The sequence below is a fragment of the Acidovorax sp. GW821-FHT10E04 genome (assembly GCF_059415185.1).
Genome location: NZ_JBWKMT010000001.1, coordinates 576,328 through 596,071, shown reverse-complemented (window position 1 = coordinate 596,071; position 19,744 = coordinate 576,328). Strand labels below are relative to the sequence as shown.

At 67.4% G+C, this 19,744-nt stretch carries 20 protein-coding genes; 7 read left to right on the top strand and 13 right to left on the bottom strand.

The window, feature by feature from the left end; translation table 11 throughout:
• Nucleotides 1-51: 51 nt before the first annotated feature.
• Entirely contained in the window at nucleotides 52-1,059 is a 1,008-nt protein-coding gene (locus AC07OC_RS02735) for a D-2-hydroxyacid dehydrogenase family protein (RefSeq protein ID WP_218294883.1), read from the top strand.
• A gap of 132 nt (nucleotides 1,060-1,191) precedes the next feature.
• On the opposite strand, the gene AC07OC_RS02730 is transcribed toward AC07OC_RS02735, so the two are convergent.
• The 4 genes from AC07OC_RS02730 to AC07OC_RS02715 form a co-directional block, all read right to left on the bottom strand.
• Entirely contained in the window at nucleotides 1,192-2,319 is a 1,128-nt protein-coding gene (locus AC07OC_RS02730) for a branched-chain amino acid ABC transporter substrate-binding protein (protein WP_218294882.1), read from the bottom strand.
• Nucleotides 2,320-2,449: 130 nt separating this feature from the next.
• On the bottom strand, nucleotides 2,450-3,022 hold the full coding sequence (locus AC07OC_RS02725; protein ID WP_494600366.1) for a hypothetical protein: 573 nt from the start codon (nucleotides 3,020-3,022) through the stop codon (nucleotides 2,450-2,452).
• Nucleotides 3,022-3,456: a DNA polymerase III subunit chi gene (locus tag AC07OC_RS02720; RefSeq protein ID WP_218294880.1), complete on the bottom strand. Its 435-nt coding sequence runs from the start codon at nucleotides 3,454-3,456 to the stop codon at nucleotides 3,022-3,024. Before AC07OC_RS02720 ends, AC07OC_RS02725 begins: the two co-directional genes overlap by 1 nt.
• A gap of 7 nt (nucleotides 3,457-3,463) precedes the next feature.
• Nucleotides 3,464-4,993 carry a leucyl aminopeptidase gene (locus AC07OC_RS02715; protein ID WP_218338497.1) on the bottom strand — a complete coding sequence of 510 codons (1,530 nt, stop codon included), beginning with the start codon at nucleotides 4,991-4,993 and terminating at the stop codon, nucleotides 3,464-3,466.
• A gap of 73 nt (nucleotides 4,994-5,066) precedes the next feature.
• On the opposite strand from AC07OC_RS02715, the gene lptF reads away from it, so the two are divergent.
• From lptF to AC07OC_RS02690, 5 genes are all read left to right on the top strand, one after another.
• Nucleotides 5,067-6,170 (top strand): LPS export ABC transporter permease LptF, encoded by a 1,104-nt coding sequence (gene lptF / locus AC07OC_RS02710; protein WP_218294878.1) that lies wholly within the window; start codon nucleotides 5,067-5,069, stop codon nucleotides 6,168-6,170.
• The gene (gene lptG, locus AC07OC_RS02705) at nucleotides 6,167-7,273 is read left to right on the top strand and encodes an LPS export ABC transporter permease LptG (protein ID WP_218294877.1); all 1,107 of its coding nucleotides are present in this window, start codon (nucleotides 6,167-6,169) and stop codon (nucleotides 7,271-7,273) included. Before lptF ends, lptG begins: the two co-directional genes overlap by 4 nt.
• Before the next feature lie 33 nt (nucleotides 7,274-7,306).
• Nucleotides 7,307-7,690, top strand: coding sequence for a sirohydrochlorin chelatase (locus AC07OC_RS02700; RefSeq protein WP_218338496.1), 384 nt, complete (start codon nucleotides 7,307-7,309; stop codon nucleotides 7,688-7,690).
• 43 nt (nucleotides 7,691-7,733) lie between these two features.
• Nucleotides 7,734-8,675: a CysB family HTH-type transcriptional regulator gene (locus AC07OC_RS02695; protein ID WP_218338495.1), complete on the top strand. Its 942-nt coding sequence runs from the start codon at nucleotides 7,734-7,736 to the stop codon at nucleotides 8,673-8,675.
• A gap of 70 nt (nucleotides 8,676-8,745) precedes the next feature.
• Entirely contained in the window at nucleotides 8,746-9,918 is a 1,173-nt protein-coding gene (locus AC07OC_RS02690; RefSeq protein WP_218338494.1) for a pyridoxal phosphate-dependent aminotransferase, read from the top strand.
• 20 nt (nucleotides 9,919-9,938) lie between these two features.
• Here AC07OC_RS02690 and AC07OC_RS02685 read toward each other — a convergent pair whose 3' ends face one another.
• From AC07OC_RS02685 to AC07OC_RS02670, 4 genes are all read right to left on the bottom strand, one after another.
• Nucleotides 9,939-10,853, bottom strand: a complete 915-nt coding sequence (locus AC07OC_RS02685; protein WP_494600365.1) for a DMT family transporter — start codon at nucleotides 10,851-10,853, stop codon at nucleotides 9,939-9,941.
• A gap of 79 nt (nucleotides 10,854-10,932) precedes the next feature.
• A complete protein-coding gene (locus AC07OC_RS02680) occupies nucleotides 10,933-11,880 on the bottom strand; it encodes a LysR family transcriptional regulator (RefSeq protein ID WP_218338492.1) in 948 nt (315 codons plus the stop codon).
• Between the two features lie 32 nt (nucleotides 11,881-11,912).
• Nucleotides 11,913-12,887 (bottom strand): quinone oxidoreductase family protein, encoded by a 975-nt coding sequence (locus AC07OC_RS02675; RefSeq protein ID WP_218339044.1) that lies wholly within the window; start codon nucleotides 12,885-12,887, stop codon nucleotides 11,913-11,915.
• 175 nt (nucleotides 12,888-13,062) lie between these two features.
• Nucleotides 13,063-14,016 (bottom strand): helix-turn-helix transcriptional regulator, encoded by a 954-nt coding sequence (locus tag AC07OC_RS02670; protein ID WP_218294871.1) that lies wholly within the window; start codon nucleotides 14,014-14,016, stop codon nucleotides 13,063-13,065.
• Nucleotides 14,017-14,110: 94 nt separating this feature from the next.
• Between AC07OC_RS02670 and AC07OC_RS02665 the strand changes: the two genes are divergently transcribed.
• Nucleotides 14,111-14,719: a glutathione S-transferase family protein gene (locus AC07OC_RS02665; RefSeq protein ID WP_218294870.1), complete on the top strand. Its 609-nt coding sequence runs from the start codon at nucleotides 14,111-14,113 to the stop codon at nucleotides 14,717-14,719.
• A 26-nt stretch (nucleotides 14,720-14,745) separates the two neighbouring features.
• On the opposite strand, the gene rng is transcribed toward AC07OC_RS02665, so the two are convergent.
• The 5 genes from rng to hemF form a co-directional block, all read right to left on the bottom strand.
• Nucleotides 14,746-16,233, bottom strand: a complete 1,488-nt coding sequence (rng, locus tag AC07OC_RS02660) for a ribonuclease G (RefSeq protein ID WP_218294869.1) — start codon at nucleotides 16,231-16,233, stop codon at nucleotides 14,746-14,748.
• 144 nt (nucleotides 16,234-16,377) lie between these two features.
• Complete coding sequence (locus AC07OC_RS02655) at nucleotides 16,378-16,992, bottom strand: Maf family protein (protein ID WP_218294868.1); 615 nt, start codon at nucleotides 16,990-16,992, stop codon at nucleotides 16,378-16,380.
• Between the two features lie 97 nt (nucleotides 16,993-17,089).
• On the bottom strand, nucleotides 17,090-17,557 hold the full coding sequence (gene rlmH / locus AC07OC_RS02650) for a 23S rRNA (pseudouridine(1915)-N(3))-methyltransferase RlmH (RefSeq protein WP_005798500.1): 468 nt from the start codon (nucleotides 17,555-17,557) through the stop codon (nucleotides 17,090-17,092).
• A gap of 73 nt (nucleotides 17,558-17,630) precedes the next feature.
• Entirely contained in the window at nucleotides 17,631-18,512 is an 882-nt protein-coding gene (gene rsfS, locus AC07OC_RS02645; RefSeq protein ID WP_218338491.1) for a ribosome silencing factor, read from the bottom strand.
• 205 nt (nucleotides 18,513-18,717) lie between these two features.
• Nucleotides 18,718-19,686, bottom strand: coding sequence for an oxygen-dependent coproporphyrinogen oxidase (gene hemF / locus AC07OC_RS02640; protein WP_218338490.1), 969 nt, complete (start codon nucleotides 19,684-19,686; stop codon nucleotides 18,718-18,720).
• Nucleotides 19,687-19,744 lie beyond the last annotated feature (58 nt).

Here is a 19,744-nt window from a genome sequence, read left to right as displayed (position 1 = left end):
AGGACGGCGGCCCGGTGAATGCCGGTGGCGCCACCAAGGCACAATATCGGGATGAACATTGTGATTCTCGACGACTACCAGGACGCAGTCCGCAAGCTGCACTGCGCATCCCGGCTCGACGCGTACACCGCCAAGGTCTACACCAATACCGTCAAAGGACTTGGGCAGCTTTCTGTCCGCCTGAAGGATGCCGACATCATCGTTCTGGTGCGGGAGCGCACACAGATCACGCGCCAACTGGTGGAAAAGCTTCCCCGCCTCAAACTGATCGCGCAAACCGGCAAGATCGGCAGTCACATCGACGTGACGGCGTGCACGGAGCGGGGCATTGCCGTGGCCGAGGGCATAGGGTCCCCGGTGGCCCCGGCCGAACTGACCTGGGCCCTCGTGATGGCAGCCATGCGCAGGCTGCCGCAGTACATCGCCAACCTCAAGCACGGCGCCTGGCAGCAGTCGGGGCTGAAGACCGCATCCATGCCCGCCAACTTCGGCCTTGGCAACGTGCTGCGCGGCAAAACGCTGGGCATTTGGGGATATGGCCGCATCGGACAGCTCGTGGCTGGCTACGGACGCGCTTTCGGCATGAACGTGCGTATCTGGGGCCGCGAGGCGTCCCGCGCCCAGGCCTTGACGGACGGCTACCAGGCCGCGACCACGCGCGAGGAGTTCTTCTCGCAGTGTGACGTGATCTCGCTGCACCTGCGCCTCAACGATGAAACGCGCGGCATCGTCTCGCTGGAAGACCTGTCTTGCATGAAGCCCACCTCCCTTCTCGTCAACACATCGCGGGCCGAATTGATCGAGCCCGACGCGTTGATCGCAGCGTTGAACCGGGGCCGTCCCGGCATGGCGGCGGTCGATGTGTTCGAGAGCGAACCCATCCTTCAGGGCCACGCCTTGCTGCGGCTGGAGAATTGCATCTGCACGCCCCACATTGGCTATGTCGAGCAGGACAGCTATGAGCTGTACTTTGGCGCGGCATTCGACAACGTGGTGAATTTCATCAAGGGCACGCCCACCAATATCGTGAATCCAGGCTCGCTTCAGGTAAGACGCTAGCCAGCAGGGCAACAACCGGGCCGCTTGCGCCATCGACGGCGCGGGTGCCCAATAAAAAAGGCTTCCCGAGGGAAGCCTTTTTTGAGCCCGGCAGGGCACAGGGGCCCTGCAGCGCGGTACCGCGCTGACTAATTACAGCGGGGTCTTCTTGCCGTCCTTGTAGACGTACAGGGTGATGGCGGGGTTCTTCATTTCGCCGTTGGGTTCGAAGGCGATGGTGGAGGTCACGCCCTTGAAGCTGGCCTTGGCCAGTTCGTTCACGTACACCTTGGGGTCCACGGAGTTGGCACGCTTCATGGCGTCCACCAGCAGGAACGTGGCGTCATAGGTGTAGGGGCTGTACACCTGGAACTGGTTGGGGTACTTGGCGTCGTACTTGGCCTTCCAGGCCGTGCCGCCAGGCATCTTGGCCAGCGAAGAACCGCCTTCGGCGCAGATCACGTTGCCCAGGGTCTTGGCACCGGCGGCCAGCTTGGCGATTTCCGACGTGCAGACGCCATCACCACCAAAGTACTTCACGTTGCCCATGCCCAGCTGTTCCATCTGGCGCAGCATGGGGCCGGCTTGTGGGTCCATGCCGCCGTAGAACACGGCATCAGGGTTCTTGGACTTGATGGCGGTCAGGATGGCCATGAAGTCGGTGGCCTTGTCGGTCGTGAACTGCTCGTCCACCACCTTCATGCCCTTGGCCGTGGCCGTCTTCTTGAACACGTCTGCCACGCCTTGGCCGTAAGCGGTACGGTCGTCGATGATGGCAACGGTCTTGAGCTTGAGCGTGTCGACCGCGTAGAAAGCCAGGCCAGCGCCCAGGGCGTTGTCGTTGGCGATGATGCGGAAGGTGGTCTTGTAGCCTGGCTTGGTCAGGTTGGGGTTGGTCGCAGCGCCCGTCACCATCGGAATGCCGCAGTCGTTGTAGACCTTGGATGCGGGGATGGTGGTACCGGAGTTGAGGTGACCGACAACGCCTGCGACCTTGGAGTCGCACAGCTTCTGTGCAGCGGCCGTGCCCTGCTTTGGATCGGCTGCATCGTCTTCGGCCTGCAGCTCGAACTTGATCTTCTTGCCGCCGATGGTGACGCCTTGAGCGTTCAGCTCTTCAATGGCCATGCGGGCGCCATTTTCGTTGTCCTTGCCGTAGTGGGCTTGGGCACCGGAAACCGGAGCCACGTGGCCGATCTTGACCACCTGCTCTTGTGCAGAGGCCACACCAGCAGCAGCCGCGATAGCAGCAACCACGGTCAGTTTCAACTTCAATTGCATATCAATCTCCAGTAAAGATAAACGCTGAGAATATTCTTGTGTCTCAACGCAGGCGAACATATCGCAATTTACGGGCCAGATCATTAGGGAACACGATTAAAAGCGAGAGAAACCACAGGGGAATACCCTGTCATCCCTTTGGCACCGAGGGCGTCCCGCTGGCCAGCTCATCCGCCACCGCCTCGTACACAGCGTGCCGGACCACCGATTCAATCTCTTCGCGCAGCCGTGGCAGCACCGATCGTGTCTGCTCCTGCACCACCGTGGCGATCGCTTCGCGCAAACGTTGATCCAGCACAACGTCCACGCGCTGCATGACCCTGTGCACCATATATTCCTCCATGCCCTCCGGCAATGGTCGGGTCAGCGCAACCGGACTCACGGCCCCCACGGACACGGGCGGCGCCACGGTGCCCGCTGCCGGAGCATTGCGGGCCGGCGCGGGAACGATGCCCGGCGGGGCGGCGGGCCTTGGCGGGGCCACGGCGGGCCGATGGGCGCCATGCACGAAGGAACCCGGCGGCTGCGCCGCCTGGTGCACGGCGTTCGCCGCCGGCCGCGCCTCGGGCAGCATGGAGGGATGCATGACCGTGGTGCGCGATGGTGCAGCGGCCGCGGCCTGCGATGGGGCGGAATCCGGCGCCCGCACCACTTCGGTGAGGGTGGGGACAAAGCGCGGAGGCGTCTTGGGGGGCAGCGCCATCAGCCGGCTTTCAGCACCAGGTCGTGGCGGGTGATCTCATACCCGCGTGAGGCATAGTGGCGCCAGCGCGACCTCGCCTCGCCGCGATCGGCCTCATCCTGCGCGCTCACCACCTCGACCAGGCGATCAAACCGGCCAAACCCTTCCGGCACTTCGGCGTGCAGGTTCAACAGCACCTCGTGGTGCGCGGCGGAACGCGCGTCGGCCGTCAGCAGCACGGGCGATGCATGGACCAGTTCTTCGTCGGCACCGCCCAGGCAATGGGCCACAAAATCCTGCGGCGCCAGCACCCAGAGCATGCGGTCCAGCACCGCCAGCGTCTCGGCCGGTGCTGCAATCACCAGCCGTGCACCGCTGCGCTGCACCTTGCGCGCAAAGCGGCATGCATAGGCCAGCTTGTCCGGCGCATTGAAGTGAAACGCGACCTCGGTCATGGCGAGATCAGCCGAGCTTGGCGCGCGGCGCCTTCACCGTCGCCGGCCTGGGGGAGGCCGCACGCGCCGCCGAAGATGCCTTGGAGGCGGGCTTGGTGTTGGCCGCCTGCCTCAGAAGGTAATGCACCAGCAGCCCGACCGGCCGCCCCGTGGCCCCCTTGGCGGCCCCACCCTTCCAGGCCGTCCCCGCGATATCCAGATGGGCCCAGGGCAGGTCACCCACATATTTCTGCAGGAACTTGGCCGCGGTGATGGAACCGCCCGCGCGGCCCGCCACGTTCCCCATGTCCGCGAAATTGCTTTTGAGGCCATCCGCGTAATCGTCGTCCAGCGGCATGCGCCAGCAGGGGTCCTGCGCGGACTCCCCGGCCTCCTGCAGCGCGGCTGCGAGGGGATCGTTGTTGGCAAACAGCCCGCTGCGCACGCCACCCAGCGCAATCACGCACGCGCCGGTCAACGTGGCGATGTCCACCACGGCGGCGGGCTTGAAGCGGGACGCATAGGTGAGCGCATCACAGAGCACCAGCCGGCCTTCGGCGTCGGTGTTGAGGATCTCGATGGTCTGGCCGCTCATGCTCGTGACCACGTCGCCGGGCTTGACAGCACGGCCGTCGGGCATGTTCTCGCAGGCGGGGATCAGCCCCACCACGTTGATGGCGGGTTGCAGCTCGCCCAGCGCGCGGAACGTTCCCAGCACGCTGGCGGCGCCGCACATGTCGAACTTCATCTCGTCCATCTCCGGCGCGGGCTTGATCGAGATGCCCCCCGTGTCGAACGTGATGCCCTTGCCCACCAGCACGACAGGCGCCTGGTCCTTGGCCGCGCCGCTGTAGCGCAGCTCGATGAACCGCAAAGGCTCCTCGGACCCCCTCGCCACGGCGAGGAAGGCGCCCATTCCCAGGCGGGCCACCTCGGCCGGGCCATGGACCTTGCACTGAATGCGGGGCAGCTTGGCCAGTGTCTTGGCCGCATCGGCGAGCAGGCTGGGCGTGGCGTGGTTGGCGGGGCGGTTGCCCCATTCCCGCGCGAACTCGACCCCGGCGACCAGTGCCACGCCGGCATCGAAATCCTCGCGCACCTCGGGGACGCTGTGCACGCCCACCACGCAGCGGTTCAGGCTGCGCGCCTCCACCTTTGTCTTGGTGGTCGTATAGACGTAGCTCGCTTCGGCCACGGCCTGCACGGCGGCACTGACGGCCGCTGGCTGCGCAGCACCCGCAAAACAGAGCGCCACCCGCTTGGTCTGCGGCGCCTTGATGGCCGATCCCACCGCCTGCAGGGCCTGGCGCGTGGCGCGGGCCGCGCCGTCGCCCTGCCCGACCAGCACCACCCGGCGGGCCGCAACGGCAGGCACCTGGTACAGCTGCAGGTGCTTGCCTGCCTTGGTGGACAGATCTCCGTTCTTGAGCGCCAGCGCCGCCAGGGCAGACAGCGCATCCTTGCCGGGCTTGAAGCCCTCGGGAAGCAGGACGACCAGCAGGTCGCATTTTTCCGAAGCTGCCGCAGCAAGGTCAAGGGTCTTGAGATCAAAGTTCATAATCGGTGTTTTCCTTTTGAGCGTGCTATGCACTTTGACATGCACGCAAAAGTGCATAGCGCGCTCCTAGCCAATGTTATTCGATTCATCCATCCGCAAGGAGCTGGCGCGCAGCTTCGGTGCGACCCTCGTGGTGCTGGTGACCGTGGTCATGACCATGATGCTCATCCGCACCCTGGGCCAGGCATCGCGGGGCAGCGTGAGCCCTTCCGATGTCATGCTGGTCATGGGGTTCACGGTGCTGGGCCAGTTGCCCACCATCCTGAGCCTGAGCCTCTTCATCGCCGTGGTCGGGACGCTGTCGCGCATGTACCGAGACAGTGAAATGGTCATCTGGTTCGCCAGCGGCCGCGGGCTGGTCAGCCTGCTGCGGCCCTTGCTGCGTTTTGCCTGGCCGGTGATGGTCATCATCGCCGTGCTGTCGCTGCTGGTCTGGCCCTGGGCCAATTCCCAGATCCAGGAACTCAAGACGCGCTATGAACAGCGCAGCGACATCGACCGCATCGCACCCGGCGAGTTCCAGGAATCCTCCAATGGCAGCCGGGTGTTCTTCATCGACAAGGACAGCCCGGACACCCAGGCCGGCAACAACATCTTCATCGCCGCCACCGACGGTGCCCGCGAATCCGTCACCTCTGCGCGCAGCGCCCGGCTGGAGACACGGGGCGGCGAGCGCATGGCCGTGCTGAGCGAGGGCCAGCGGCTGGAGACCTCACGCGACAAACCCGGCGTGAAAATCAGTGAGTTCGTCGAATACGGCACCCGCATTGGCTCCGCGCCCGCGGGCTCGGCCGAAGAGCTCTCCGTCAAGACCCGCGCCACGCACGAGCTGCTCATGCAGCCCCTGCCCGCCTACAGGGCCGAGCTGGGCTGGCGCCTGGGGCTGGCGCTGGCAGCGCTCAACTTCGTGGTGCTGGGGCTGGCCGTGGCCAGCGTCAACCCGCGCGCCGCGCGCAGCACCAGCCTGGTGTTCGCGCTCTTTGCCTTCATCGTGTACTACAACCTCATGACGCTGGGGCAAAGCTGGGTGGGCGCGGGCCGGCTCGGCCTGGTGAGCTTCATGGTGCTGCTGCACGGCGGCATGCTGCTCATGTCGCTGCTGGTACTGGCCGCGCGCCACAACCACTGGACGCTGCGGCGGCTTTGGCAGCCCACGCCGCCAGGGAGCCCCGCATGAAAACCATCCGCCGCCTGATCCACCGCGAAGCCCTGTTCGCGGTCGCTTTCGTCACCGCCGGGTTTCTGGCGCTGTTCTTCTTCTTTGACCTGGTGGACGAACTGCGCTGGGTGGGCCGCACCGGCGCCGAGGGTTACCAGCTCTCGCACGCGTTCCTGTTCGTGGTGCTGAGCATTCCCAGCCACCTGTACGAGCTGCTGCCCATCACGGTGCTCATCGGCACCATCTTCGTGATGGCGCGGCTCGCCCAAAGCTCCGAGTTCACCATCATGCGCACGAGCGGCATGGGCCCCTGGCGTGCCTTGCGCACGCTGGTGGCGCTGGGCGGCTTCTTCGTGCTTCTGACCTTCGCCGTGGGCGACTACATTGCGCCGCTGACCGACCGCGCCGCCCAGCTGGTCAAGGTGCGGTACCTCGGGCGCCTGACCACGGGCGCCACCGGCGCCTGGCTCAAGGAGCGCCAGGACGACCACTCCTATGCGGTGAACGTGCGCGCGCTCACGACCAACGGCGGCATGCTGGACGTGCGCATCTTCGAGTTCGATGCCAAGGGCCGGCTGGCATCGCAGACACGGGCGGCGGCGGGCCAGTTTGGGCCGGATGGCGCGTGGAATCTGGAGAAGGTGCAGCGCAGCCGCTTCGAGCAGCGCGGCGGCGACGAAGCGCGCGTGGAGCACCTGGATGCCCCCACCCTGCAATGGCCCACCCGCATCAGCGCCGACATGGTGGCCGCCTCGCTGCTCAAACCCGACCGCATGGCCACCATCGACCTGTTCCAGTACATCCGCCACCTCGACGCCAACGGCCAGTCCGCCCAGCGCTACGAGATCGAGTTCTGGCGCAAGGTGTTCTATCCCCTCAGCTGCCTGGTGATGGTGGTGCTGGCCCTGCCTTTTGCCTACCTGCACTTCCGCTCGGGCGGCATCGCGGGCTATGTGTTTGGCGGCGTCATGGCCGGCATCAGCTTCTTCCTGCTGAACAACGTGTTTGGCTATGCGGGCAACCTGCAGAACTGGTCGCCGTGGCTCACGGCGGCCGCGCCCGGACTGATCTACTCCGTGCTTTCGCTCGCGGCTTTTGGATGGCTGGTGCTCCGGCGCTAGCCCGGGCTGTCACCCTGCCCCGATCTGCAACCCATGAACCACCGCGCCATCGTCCTGTTCTCCCACGGCTCGCGCGACCCCCTGTGGCGCACGCCCATGGAGGCCGTGGCCGCCCACATCGGGGGGCAGCACCCGGGCCGCCCTGTGGCCTGCGCGTACCTGGAGCTGTGCACCCCCACGCTGGCACAGGCCACGGACCAGCTCGTCGCGCAGGGAGCGGCCCATGTCACGGTCGTGCCCATGTTCCTTGGCACGGGCAAGCATGCGCGGAACGACCTGCCGCTGCTGGTGGAGGAGTTGCGAGCGGCCCATCCCGCCGTGCGGTTCCATGTGCAGCCCGCCATTGGCGAAGACCCGCGCATGACGGCTTTGATGGCAGAAATTGCCTGTGAGGTGCCTTCCGCTGAAATCCCTTAGATAGCTGCAGCATAATGATGCAACTCTTTAGGCGATATCAGATATGAATCTGCACCAATTCCGCTTCGTTCAAGAGGCTGCGCGCCGCAATCTCAACCTGACCGAAGCGGCCAAGGCCCTGCACACCTCCCAGCCGGGCGTGTCCAAGGCCATCATCGAGCTCGAAGAAGAACTGGGCGTGGACATCTTCGCGCGCCATGGCAAGCGCCTCAAGCGCATCACCGAACCCGGCCAGCACGTGCTCAAGAGCATCGAGGTCATCATGCGGGAGGTGGGCAACCTCAAGCGCATCGGCGAGCAGTTCAGCGCCCAGGACAGCGGTACCCTCAGCATCGCCACCACCCACACCCAGGCCCGCTACGTGCTGCCCGTGCCCGTGGCGCGCCTGCGCGAGGCCTATCCCAAGGTCAACATCAGCCTGCACCAGGCCACACCGCACGAAGTGGCGCGCATGGTGATCGATGAAGTGGCCGAGATCGGCATGGCCACCGAATCCCTGGCCGACTACCCCGAACTCGTCACCCTGCCCTGCTATGAATGGCAGCACGTGCTGGTGGTGCCCAACGATCACCCGCTGGCGCAGAAGGAGCGCATCGGGCTGGACGACCTGGCCCACGAGGCGCTGATCACCTACCACCCCTCCTTCACCGGCCGCGGCAAGATCGACCATGCCTTTGCCGCACGCAAGCTGCAGCCGCGCATCGTGCTCGAGGCCATCGATTCCGACGTGATCAAGACCTACGTGCGCCTGGGCCTGGGCATCGGCATCGTGGCCGAAATGGCCATGCGCGACGACCCCGTGGGTGACCTTGCCGTGCGTCCCGTGGGGCACCTGTTCGGCCAGAGCGTGGCGCGGGTGGCCTTCAAGCGGGGTGCGTACCTGCGCAACTTCGTCTACAAGTTCGCCGAACTGCTCAGCGACCGGCTGAGCCGCGAGCTCATCGCCCGCGCGATGACCGGCCACGTCAACGACTACGAACTCTGACACCGGCACCCGCCCGATTGCCCATTCCACCGCCCCATTGCTTCCCAGCCTGACCTTCCGCCACAGCGCCATGACTGAGACCACCGACACCGCCCGCACACCCGCCTTCCCCTGCAAGCTGCCCCAGGTGGGTACCACCATCTTCACCGTGATGTCGGCCCTGGCGGCCGAGCACGGCGCGGTCAACCTGGGCCAGGGGTTTCCTGACTTCGAATGCGCCCCGGAGCTGGTGAATGCCGTGACGCGGGCCATGCAGGCCGGCCACAACCAGTACCCGCCCATGCCCGGCATCCCGGCCCTGCGCGAGGCGGTCGCCAGCAAGATCGCGGCGCTGCACGGCCGCCGGTACAGCCCGGGCACCGAGATCACCATCACGGCCGGCGCCACGCAGGCCATCATCACCGCCATCCTGGCCATCGTGCACTCGGGCGATGAAGTCATCGTGCTCGACCCCTGCTACGACAGCTACGTGCCCAACATCGAACTGGCGGGCGGCAAGGCGGTGCGCGTGCCGCTCACGCCGGGCACCTTCCGCCCCGACTTCGGCAAGATCGGTGCGGCCATCACGGCGCGCACGCGCGCCATCCTCATCAACAGCCCGCACAACCCCAGCGCCACCATCTGGACGGCCCAGGAGATGCGCCAGCTGGAAGACCTGCTCGCGCCCACCGACATCCTGCTCATCAGCGACGAGGTGTACGAGCACATGGTGTTCGACGGCGCCGAGCATGAAAGCGCCGCGCGCTTTCCCGGCCTGGCGGCACGCGCCTTCATCGTGTCGAGCTTTGGCAAGACCTTTCACGTCACCGGCTGGAAGGTCGGCACCGTGGCCGCCCCCGCAGCGCTGACGGCCGAGTTCCGCAAGGTGCACCAGTTCAACGTGTTCACCGTGAACACGCCCATGCAGCACGGCCTGGCCGCCTACCTGCAGGACCCGGCGCCCTACCTGCAACTGCCCGCGTTCTATCAGGCCAAGCGCGACCTGTTCCGCCAGGGCCTGGAGGGCTCGCGCCTGAAGCTGCTGCCGAGCACCGGCAGCTACTTCCAGTGCGTGGACATCTCGGCCGTGAGCGACCTGAACGAATCGGACTTCTGCCAGTGGCTCACCCGCGAGGTGGGCGTGGCGGCGATTCCGCTGTCGGCGTTCTACGGCGACGGGTTTGACCAGCGCGTGGTGCGTTTCTGTTTTGCCAAGAAGGACGACACGCTGCGCGCCGCGCTGGAGCGGCTGCGCAAGCTCTGACCAGGCAACTGCCCCCGGCCCTACCGGGTCTGCCGGGCCAGCCAGACACCCAGAACCGCCAGCGCCATGCCCGCCAGCGCCCAGCCGCCGAGCGTCTCGCCAAACACGGCCCAGGCGATCAGCGCGGTGGTGGGCGGGGTCAGGTAGAACAGGCTGGCCACGTTCACCGCGCCACCACGGCGGATCAGCAGGTTCAGCAAACTGACGGCGCCCAGGGACAGCACCAGCACCAGCCAGCCCAGCGCGAACAGGAACTCGCCGCTCCACTGCACGGCCATGGTTTCCGTCGCGTATGCCAGCACGGCCATGGCCACCACGCACGGCAGGTACTGGATGACCGAGCCGGTGCGCAGGTCGAACGCGGGGCAAAAGCGCTTTTGGTACAGCGTGCCGGCCGTGATGCCCAGCAGCGCCACCACGGCCGGCAGCAGCATGCCCACCAGCGCAGCGCCCGGCACGGTGGCCACCTTGCCGGCCACCACCAGCGCCACGCCGGTAAACCCCAGTGCCAGGCCCGCCCACTGCGCGGGCCGCACCTTCTCGCCCAGCAGGGCGCCCGCCACCAGCGCGGTCAAGAGCGGCTGCAGCCCCACCACCAGCGCCGTGATGCCCGACGGCAGCCCGTGGCCGATGGCGATGAACACCCCGCCCAGGTACACCCCGTGCACCAAGAGGCCCGACACGCCGATGTGCAGCCAGGCCCTGCCCGATGGCGGCCACGGAGCACGCACCAGCGTCACCACCGCCATCATCAGCACGGCGACGATCGCGAAACGAATGGCCAAAAAGGTGAGCGGCTCCACATACGGCAGCCCCAGCTTGGCGCCGATGAAGCCGGTGCTCCACAGCGCGACGAAGAGCAGGGGAATGAGCGCGTCGAGCGTGCCCGGCGTGGCGGTGGGGTGCTGCTGGGGCTGGGGCGTTGCCTGGGTCATGGAATGTCAATAGAGGAAGAAGCGCGGACCGGCATCACAGCCGAAACAAGACGAAGTTGACAACACAAGGACGCCAAGCTCACGGGGGCACATCCACGGTGGCCTGGTCATGACCGTTGTCCGCCCGCGCGGCAAACCAGTCCACCACCCAGGCGCGAAAGGCCGCCATCGCCGCCGTGCTGAAGCGTGCCGAGGGCCGCACCAGATAGATCCCCGCGTCGGTGTTGAGCTGCCACTGCGGCAGCACCTGCACCAGCTGGCCCGATGCGATGCCGGGGTCGATCAGCCAGTCGCCGCCCGCCAGGATGCCCACGCCCAGGATGGCGGCCGCGAGCAGTGCCTCATTGTCGTTGCTGACCAGCGATCCGCGCACCACCACGCTGTGGCTCGCCCCCGCCTGCGTGAGCTGCCATTCAGGGTAGGACTGCAGGCCGGTGAAGCCCAGGCAGTTGTGCTGCGCCAGGTCCGCGGGCACCTGCGGGGTGCCGTTCTTCGCCAAGTAGCCCGGCGCCGCCGCCATGATGCGGCGGTGGCTGCACAGCCGCGTGGCCACCAGCCGGCTGTCGGCCAGCTGGCCGATGCGGATCGCGGCGTCGAAGCGCTCGCCCACGATGTCCACCAGCCGGTCGGCGTACTCCAGCTCCAGCGTGACCTGCGGATGGGCCAGCGCAAATTCGGCCACCATCGGGCTGAGCAGGCGCCGCCCCATGGCAGCGGGCACCGACACGCGCAGCCGCCCGCGCACCTGCGCCGCGCCATCGGCCGCTTCCTTCTGGGCCTGTGCGATCAAATCCGTCGCCTCGCGCACCTTCTCGACCAGGCGCTGGCCTTCGTGCGTCAGGTGCAGCTGGCGCGTGGTGCGCTCGACCAGCCTCACGCCCAGGCGGCGCTCCAGCGCGTTCAGGCGCTTGGACAGCACCGAGGGGTGGCGCTGCAGCGCGCGGCCCGCCGCCGCGAACGAACCCGCGTCGCTCAGGGCAATAAGGGTGGCCAGTTCACCGGCGTGCTGGCTGTCGAGCAGGTCCATCGGGTATCAAAAGCGCCATGGGAGCGCAGAGGCTACGGAGCCAGGATGATCGCACCTTGCGAGCGCCCCTGCTCCAGGTCGGCATGCGCGGTGCCCGCATCGGCCAGCGCGTAGCGGCGCCAGATGCGCGGCGTGATGACGCCGTCCGCCACGGCCCGCAGCACGTCCTGGGCGCGCTCCTGGTACTCCGCCGCCGTGGCCGTGTGCGCGGCCAGCGAGGGGCGCGTGAGAAACAGCGAGCCCTTGGCATTGAGCGTGCCCACCGCGATGGGCGCCGGCACGCCCGAGGTGGCACCAAAGGACACCAGCAGGCCGCGCGGGCGCAGACTGTCGAGCGAGGCCTCCAGCGTGGCCCGCCCGATGGGGTCGTACGCCACGTCGGCCCCGCTGCCGTGCGTGGCCTCGCGCACCTGGCCCGCCAGCGTGGCGGGGTCGAACACGAACACCGCGTCGCAGCCCGCCGCCCGGGCGCGCTCCACGCTCCCGGGCCGGGAGACCACGCCCATCACAAAGGCGCCCAGGTGACGGGCCCAGGCGCACATCAGCTGGCCCAGCGCGCCGCCCGCGCCATAAATGAGCACCTTCGAGCCCGGGGCCACGGAATATGTCGTCTTGAGCAGGTACTGCGCCGTGATGCCCTTGAAGAGCACCGCCGCCGCCTCGTCCAACCCCAGCGCATCGGGCAGCCTGACCAGCCGCTCGGCCGGGAACAGGCGCGCGCTGGCATAGGCCCCCAGCGGCCCGGTGGCGTAGCCCACACGGTCGCCCACCGCCACATTCAGCACCCCCGGCCCCACGGCCGCCACCTGCCCCGCGCCTTCCAGCCCCAGGCCGGACGGGAACGGGATGGGCACCGCGCCCTTGCGCTGGCTCACGTCCAGCGGGTTCACGCCGATGGCCGCCTGCGCGAGCCACACCTGGCCTGGGCCGGGCGCCTGGGGCTCCACCCCTTCCAGCCGTAGGGCATCGGGCCCTCCGGCTGCATCGATCCGCACGCGGTGGTGCATGGGTTTTTCCTTGTCGGTTGATTCCATGCACAGAGCGTAAATTGTGGTGCCGTATCCAGCAATCGGGGGGCATGCAGTTGACTCCTGCAACGGGTGCAGCAGTTGCCAGGAAGGGCCCGGCTCTGGTGGCCGGAGCGGGATCGGCCATCGATGCCTGCCACAGCCCCCCAAGGGCTCATGCCGTGCAGCGCAACGCCCGCTCGCCCGCCACCCGCAGCCGCTCCTTCAGCGATGCCGGCGCGAGCACCTCGAATTCGACATCGAGCGCCATCAGCCAGTAGACCAGGGAGTCATTGGCCGCGCACTCCAGCTGGCACCGCAGCCCCTTGCCCAGGGTGGAGACCACGCCCGCGGACTTGGGAATGCGGCGCGACATCACCGCATACGGCGCATGCAGCACGACGCGCGCCTGCTCGGCGTGGTGCGGCGCCGAGATGGAGCGCGCAACGTAGCCCTTCAGATCGCCGCCGTCAGGCGAGGCCCGGGGCGCGAAATGCGCGCCCACCTGGGGGTCGCCCACGATGCGGTCGATGCGGAAGGTGCGCCAGTCGGTGCGCACCCGGTCCCAGGCGACCAGGTACCAGCGCTCGCCGGTGTGCACCACGCCTTGCGGCTCCACCTGGCGCTGTGCGCTGCGGCCCTTGCCGTCCTCGTAGCTGAACTCGATGCGCAGCTGGTCGCGGCAGGCGGACGCCAGCGTGGCCAGCAGCGATGCTTCCACCACCGGCCCGGTGCGGTCCAGCGGCAGGATGGCCGAACGCAGCGCGTCCACGCGTTTGCGCAGGCGCGCGGGCATGGCCTGCTCCAGCTTGACCAGCGCCCGGAGCGCGGGCTCCTCGATGCCGCCCACCGCGCCGGCCGTGGCGGTGCGCAGCGCGATCGACACGGCCAGGGCCTCATCGTCGTCCAGCAGCAGGGGCGGCAGCGCCTGCCCGGCCCGGAAGGCATATCCACCCGCCACACCGCTGCTTGCGTGCACGGGGTAGCCCAGCTGGCGCAGGCGGTCGATGTCCCGCCGCAGGGTGCGCGGGTGCACCTCCAGGCGCTCGGCCAGTTCTGGCCCCATCCAGTGGTTGCGCGTCTGCAGCAGCGACAGCAGGCGCAAAAGACGGGTCGATGACGTGAGCATGGTGCGACTGTACTTTTTATTGAGGACCGAAACTGTCCGCAATGGAATCTACAGTGGCACCACCTTTTCTTCCACCACCACCAAGGAGTTTTCCATGTCCATCGTCCTCTACTGGCACCCCATGTCCAGCGCCAGCCCCATTGCCTGCGCCCTTGCCGAACTGGGCGTGCCCCACGAGCGCGTGAAGATCGACATCCGCACTGGCGAGCAGCGCCGCCCGGAGTACCTGGCCCTCAACCCCAACGGCAAGGTGCCCACCCTGACCGTGGACGGCGCCCCCATGTTCGAGGCGCTGGCCATCCACCTGTGGCTGGGCCACCGCTACGGCATCGAGCGGGGGCTGTGGCCCGCCGCGGGCACGCCAGAGGCGCTGCAGGCCCTGTCGTGGTGCGTCTGGGCCTATGTCACCTACGGCACGGTCCTGGTGCGCCTGCAGGTGGCCACGCAAGGCGACGAGGCCCTGCGCAGCCCCGCGCACGCCGAGGCCGCCACCCGGGGGCTGAACGAACTGCTGGCGCTGCTGGATGCACGGCTGGCCGCGCAGCCCTGGATGCTGGGCGCGGACTACTCGCTGGTGGACCTGGTGGTGGGCTCGGTCCTGGGCTACAGCGTGTACCTGGGTGCGCCCGTCAACGCACACCCCCACGTGCAGGCCTGGCTGGCGCGCGTGCAGGCGCGTCCGGCGATGCAGATCGAAAGCTGAGCTGGCGGCGAAAAAGGCGGCCAGGGCTAGAGCAGCACGATGTCGTACTGCTCCTGCCCCATCGCGCTTTCGGACTGCAGCGAGATCGGCTTCTTGATGAAGTCCGAGAGACCGGCCAGGTGCTGGCTTTCCTCGTCCAGGAACAGCTCCACCACCCGCGGCGAGGCCACCACGCGGAACTCGCGCGGGTTGAACTGGCGGGCTTCGCGCAGGATCTCGCGCAGGATGTCGTAGCACACGCTGCGCGCGGTCTTCACGCTGCCCTTGCCCTGGCAGGCCTCGCAGGGTTCGCACAGCATGTGGGCCAGCGATTCGCGGGTGCGCTTGCGCGTCATCTCCACCAGGCCCAGCTGCGAGAAGCCGCCCGCCATGGTCTTCACGCGATCGCGGCCAAGCTGCTTTCGGAACTCCGCCAGCACGGCCTGCTGGTGGTCCTCGCGCACCATGTCGATGAAGTCCACGATGATGATGCCGCCCAGGTTGCGCAGGCGCAGCTGGCGCGCAATGGCCTGCGCGGCCTCCAGGTTGGTCTTGAAGATGGTGTCGTCGAAATTGCGCGCGCCCACGTAGCCACCGGTGTTCACGTCGATGGTGGTCAGCGCCTCGGTCTGGTCCACGATGAGGTAGCCGCCGGATTTCAGATCGACGCGCCGGCCCAGCGCCTTCGCCACTTCCTCGTCGATGGAGTACAGGTCGAAGATCGGGCGCTCGCCCTTGTAGTGCTGCAGCTTGCCGGCGGCGGCGGGCATGAACTCCACACCAAACGCCCGCAGCCGCTGGAACTGCTCCATCGAGTCGAGCCGGATGGTCTGCGTGTGGTCGCCCACCAGGTCGCGCAGCACGCGCTGCAGCAGGTCCAGGTCCTGGTGCAGCAGCGACATCGCGGGCAGCTTGAGCGATGCCTCCTTGATGCGCGCCCAGGTCTTGCGCAGGTAGGCGATGTCCTCCGCCAGCTCGGCGTCGGTCGAATCCTCTCCGTTGGTGCGCAGGATGAAGCCGCCGCCACCGCCCGTGGCCTTGTCGCCCACCAGCGCCTGCAGCCGCGCGCGCAGCGCATCGCGCTCCGCGCCGGGGATTTTTTGCGACACGCCCACATGGTCGTCCTGCGGCAGAAACACCAGCAGGCGCCCGGCCACGCTGATCTGCGTGGACAGGCGTGCGCCCTTGGTGCCGATCGGGTCCTTGATGACCTGCACCATCAGCGACTGGCCTTCGAACACCTGCTTTTCAATGGGTACCTGCGGCTCGTTCTTGCGGGCGAATGCCGGCGGCTCGCCATCGGGCTGGCGTTGCCACACATCGGCCACGTGCAAAAAGGCCGCGCGCTCCAGCCCGATGTCGATGAAGGCCGACTGCATGCCCGGCAGCACGCGCGAGACCTTGCCCAGGTAGACGTTGCCCACCAGGCCGCGCTCCAGCGTGCGCTCGATGTGCAGCTCCTGCACGGCGCCATGCTCCACCACGGCCACGCGGGTTTCCTGGGGCGACCAGTTGATCAGGATGTCTTGTTGCATGGCTTCTTCTTTTCTGAAATCGGTCGCGTTCTTGCTGCTGTTGGAATCACCGGGGCGCTACGCCAGGGCCGCCGGGGAACTGGCTTTGCCAGGCCCCTGGCAGCATCCCCCTGGGGGGAAGGCGCCGCAAGCGACTCAGGAGGGTCATATCTGAAACCCGGCGGCGCGCAGGAGTTGCGCTGTCTCGTACATCGGCAACCCCATGATGCCCGAATAGCTGCCAGCCAGGTGCTCCACATAGGCAGCAGCCCGGCCCTGAATACCGTAAGCCCCGGCCTTGCCCAGTGGCTCACCCGTGGCCACGTAGGCATCAATCTGCGCGGGCGTCATGGCGGCGAAGGTCACGCGCGACACCGACAGCGCAGAAAGGCGCCTGGGGCCCACCTGCAGCGCCACGGCGGTGAGCACGCGGTGCTCGTGCCCTGCCAGTTCGGCCAGCATGCGCGCAGCGTGTTGTGCGTCGTCGGGTTTTCCGTAAATCGTGCGGCCCAGGGCCACGGTGGTGTCGGAGCACAGGATGGGCGCATCCGGCAAACCCCGGCGCGCGCGCCGGGCCACGGCGGCATCCAGCTTGAGGCCGGTCACGCGCTCCACATAGGCCGTGGGCGCCTCGCCGGGCAGCACCGCCTCGATGGCCTCGGCGTCTTCGGGCTCGTCGCCGTCCACGTTGGGCAGCAGCAGTTCGTGGCGCACGCCCAGCTGTTCGAGCAACTGGCGCCGGCGGGGGCTCTGGGAGGCAAGGTAGATGAAGTCGGGCATGAACGGATTTTGAGAAGAAAACCGGCTCTAGCGCTTATCCATCAAGCGCTAGCAGCTATAAAAAATATAGTATTTCGCCCGCACGCCGATCCAGCCCTCACTCGCGGTGGTAGGGGTGCCCGGCGTTCACCGACCAGGCGCGGTACAGCTGCTCGATGAGCAGCACGCGCACCATGGCGTGGGGCAAAGTCAGGTCCGAGAGGCGGATGCGCTCGTGCGCGCCCTGGCGAAACGCCGGATCGAGCCCGTCCGGGCCGCCGATGACCAGTGCCACGTCGTCGCCACCCAGCTGCCAGCCCTTGAGCCGTTCGGCCAGGGCCTTGGTGGTGAGGCTGGTGCCGCGCTCGTCCAGCGCCACCACGCGCGTGCCGCGCGGGATGGCCGCCTCGATGCGCTCGCGCTCGGCGGCGTACAGCGTCTCCAGGGTCTTGGAGCCGCGCGGTTCGGTCTTGACGGCCTTGAGTTCGACCTTGAGTTCGGGCGGAAAGCGTTTGGCGTAGTCGTCGTAAGCCGTTTGCGCCCAGTCAGGCACCCGCTGCCCGACCGCCACGATAAGCAGCTTCATGTGATGTGCACCTGGGGTTCAGAGGGGGCGCCGTGCGCAGGCGTAGCGGCCAGCACACAGCCCCGCCCACGCATCAGCCCTTGCGGGCTGGAGCCTTCTTGGCCGCGGGCTTGGCCGCTGCGGCGGCGCCAGCGGTCCTGGACGCCGGCTTGGCGGCGGCGCGCGCAGGCGCCTTGCCCACGGGGGCCGATGATTTCTTGGCTGCGGGCTTTTTCGCGCCGCCTGGCTTCACGACCACGGTCTTGACGGGTGCCTTGGGCGCTGCAGGCTTCCTGGCGGCTGCCGTGCCGGCAACCTTGCCCGCGGTCTTGCTGGCGGGTTTGGCGGCGGGCTTGCCAACGTGGGTCTTCGCAGCCGGCTTGGCGGCAGCAGACTTGGCCGGCGCAGCCGCGGCAGTCTTGGCGGCGGTCCTGGCCACGGCCTTCACCGTGGCCTTGCCGGAACGGGCCGCCACGGTGGGCGCCGCCGTCTTTTTTGCAGGCGCCTTGCCAGCGGCCTTGGCGTCGGATTTCGCCGCCTTCTGGGCCGACTTCTTCTCGGCCAGCTCGGTGGCCGCGCTGGAGACCGGCTTGGCCGCGCCGAGCTTCAGGCGCACGGGCGTGTCGCCCCACAGCTCTTCCAGGCGGTAATACTGGCGGATGGCGGGCTGCATGATGTGCGCCACGGCGGCGCCGCAGTCCACGATGATCCATTCGCCGTTGTCTTCGCCCTCGATGCGCGGCTTGGTGAAACCGGCTTCCTTCACCGCGTCGCGCACGCTCGCGGCCAGGGCCTTGGTCTGGCGGTTGGAGGTGCCCGATGCCACGATCACCCGTTCAAACAGCGGCGAGAGATGCTCGGTGTTGAAGACCTGGATGTCTTGCGCCTTGACGTCCTCCAGGCCATCGACGATGGCGCGCTGGAGTTTGGTGACGTCTTTCTTGGCGGCGGTTTCCGATTTGGTGGAGGTGGTCATCAGGCGGTGAATAGAGAGGGAATGGAATCAATATAGCGTGCAACGCAGCGCACAGCCAGCGGGCTGAGCCTTGGGTGTTGCGCTGGTGTTGTGCTTTGGCGCTGCAGCAGTTTGAGGTGTTTTTGGCCTCTTGCGCTGGTGTGAAAAGCGCGGGCAGCTATTGAAATTATAGCTTTTGCGGTGTTCACACCCTTGGGACCGGCTTTCAGGCGGTGGGGGCGGCACCTTCGGCAAGCCAGTCGCGGCGCACCAGGAACCTCTGCAACAGCGCCGCCTCGGCCGAATCGGCGGCATCGGAGCGCTGGTACGACCACGACACCAGCGGCGGCATGGACAACAAAATGGACTCGGTGCGCCCCCCCGACTGCAGGCCAAAGTGGGTGCCCCGGTCCCACACCAGGTTGAACTCCACATAGCGGCCCCGGCGGTAGAGCTGGAAGTCGCGCTCGCGCTCGCCAAACGGCAGGTTCTGGCGCTTCTCCACGATGGGCAGGTAGGCCTTGAGGAAGGCGTCGCCCACCGACTGCGTCATGGCCAGGCTCTGGTCAAAGCCCAGCTCCGAGAAGTCGTCATAGAACACCCCGCCCACGCCACGCTGCTCGCCGCGGTGCTTGAGGTAGAAGTATTCGTCGCACCACTGCTTGAAGCGTGGGTACTTGTCGTCGCCAAAGGCGCTGAGCGCATCGCGGCAAGTGCGGTGAAAGTGCACCGCGTCTTCCTCGAAGCCGTAGTACGGCGTGAGGTCCATGCCACCGCCAAACCAGCAGGTCGGCGCCTGCCCCGGATGGCCCGCCGCGATCATGCGCACATTCATGTGCACGGTAGGCACATAGGGGTTGCGCGGGTGGAAGACCAGCGACACGCCCATGGCCTCGAACGGCGCACCGGCCAGCTCGGGCCGGTGCTGCGTGGCCGAGGGTGGCAGCTGCGGGCCGCGCACATGGCTGAAGCCACAGCCCGCGCGTTCGAACACCCGGCCGCCCTCCAGGATCTTGGTGATGCCGTCACCCTGCAGCGGCTCGCCGGGCGGCTTGCTCCAGGCATCGGCCAGAAAGCGTGCACCGCCCTCTCCTTCCACGGCCTCGAGCGCATCGGTGATGCGCGCCTGCAGGCCCTGCAAGTAGCTGCGTACGGTCGCCACGGTCGTGGCCGGATTCAATCCAGGTTGTTGCATTTCAGTTGTCCATTGCCATCGGCGCCATGCGCTGCCGGTAAAACTGGCGCGGCCCAGG